The sequence below is a fragment of the Vibrio sp. 1159 genome, from assembly GCF_033340395.1.
Classification (GTDB): Bacteria; Pseudomonadota; Gammaproteobacteria; order Enterobacterales; family Vibrionaceae; genus Vibrio; species Vibrio alginolyticus.
Window position 1 is genome coordinate 1 of sequence record NZ_JAWOWL010000108.1, and the last position, 1,368, is coordinate 1,368.

Annotated in this window: 2 protein-coding genes; both read left to right on the plus strand. The window is 42.0% G+C overall.

Features of this window, described 5'->3' with window-relative positions; genetic code table 11:
* Positions 1 to 296, plus strand: a 296-nt coding sequence (locus tag R7127_RS26220) for a LysR substrate-binding domain-containing protein (protein ID WP_318148685.1), incomplete at its 5' end; no start/stop codon positions are given.
* 268 nt (positions 297 to 564) lie between these two features.
* Positions 565 to 1,047, plus strand: coding sequence for a DUF1097 domain-containing protein (locus tag R7127_RS26225; RefSeq protein ID WP_015313221.1), 483 nt, complete (start codon positions 565 to 567; stop codon positions 1,045 to 1,047).
* Positions 1,048 to 1,368: the final 321 nt, after the last annotated feature.

Consider the following 1,368-nt stretch of genomic DNA (forward strand, 5'->3'; position numbering starts at 1 on the left):
CCTTTGATAGCTCCATTCATCATTTGATTGAAGATTTAGATGTATGGCGTGAGTATGAACATGTTCCTGTGTTGCGCAGCTTGGTGGCTAACGGACAATACTTAACTTGTTTGCCATATTTGGATGTTGAACGTTACATTGAGGCAGGACGTTTAGTCGCGCTAAACGTACCAGATCTGAAAATGGAGCGCACATTGTCCTTTATTTGGCGTGCGGATATGGCCGAAAACCCGTTGGTCGATTGCATAAAGCGTGAAGGTTTGCGCATGATGAAGGGCAAACCTTCCGTCTTATAGGTACTATCAATTTTAATGGGCTCTGCATCGCAGGGCCTTTTTTGTCTCTTTTATTCGTCCATCTCTGTTTTTTGTTATTTTCTAAATCTGTTGATTTATCGGTTGCGTCAAATAATTTGTGTAAAACATGAAACGAAAGGTGATATTGTTGTGATCATTATCACCGATAAACTGGCGCGATGTGCCTAGTATTGGTTCTTGATTTCAATGTATGAAGGCAGTTATCAAACCAAAAGGGTGCGATAGTCGCCGAGCAGGTACGAATACCATGACAACACTTTTAGCAATCTCTATTACTACTGGGATTCTGTCCGGCGTTTGGGGTTGGATTGCCATTTCTCTTGGCCTTTTATCTTGGGCAGGCTTTTTAGGCTGTACAAGCTACTTCGCTGCTCCAACGAGTGGATTAAAAGGTTTAGCGACAAGCTTAATTACTAACTTGACCGGTGTATTCTGGGCAATGGTAATTATTTATGGCTCCACTTACGCAGGTTTAGAGATCTTGGGTTATGTGATCACAGCTGTTGTAGCGTTTTTCATGTGTATTCAAGCGAAACAGGCTTGGCTAGCGTACATTCCTGGTACTTTCATTGGTTCTTGCGCGACATTCGCAGCAGATGGCAATTGGCAACTTGTTGTTCCATCGCTTGTATTAGGTGGCATATTTGGTTACTTGATGAAAGCAACAGGACTTTGGTTACATGCGAAATCAACCGCTACTTCTTCTTCGCTCGCTGAGCAAGCACAGTAGTGAACCCCCGATCTAATTTGTATCCGCTGTGTATTGAGCTTTATCCCTCTCAATACAGTTAATCAAAATTAATGATATTTGATACAAGCACACTAAATTGGTGTGCTTTTTTTTGCCTAAATTTTAAGGGGATAGCGCAGTGCTATCCCCAAAGACTATTTAAGTGGAAAACGAGTAAATAGATATAAGGCTTAAGTATTCCCGCTCGCCATAGTAACGATGCGTTTTAAAGTCCAACGCAACAACACAGGGATACATTCCATACCTTTCTCTTCGCAGTGAGACACAATGGCTAGAGCCAAATCGGGCTTCGCATGTTTT

Excerpts from the sequence above, each read along its gene's own strand:
- R7127_RS26225 (WP_015313221.1), top strand. The coding sequence starts at position 565 with ATGACAACACTTTTAGCAATCTCTATTACTACTGGGATTCTGTCCGGC.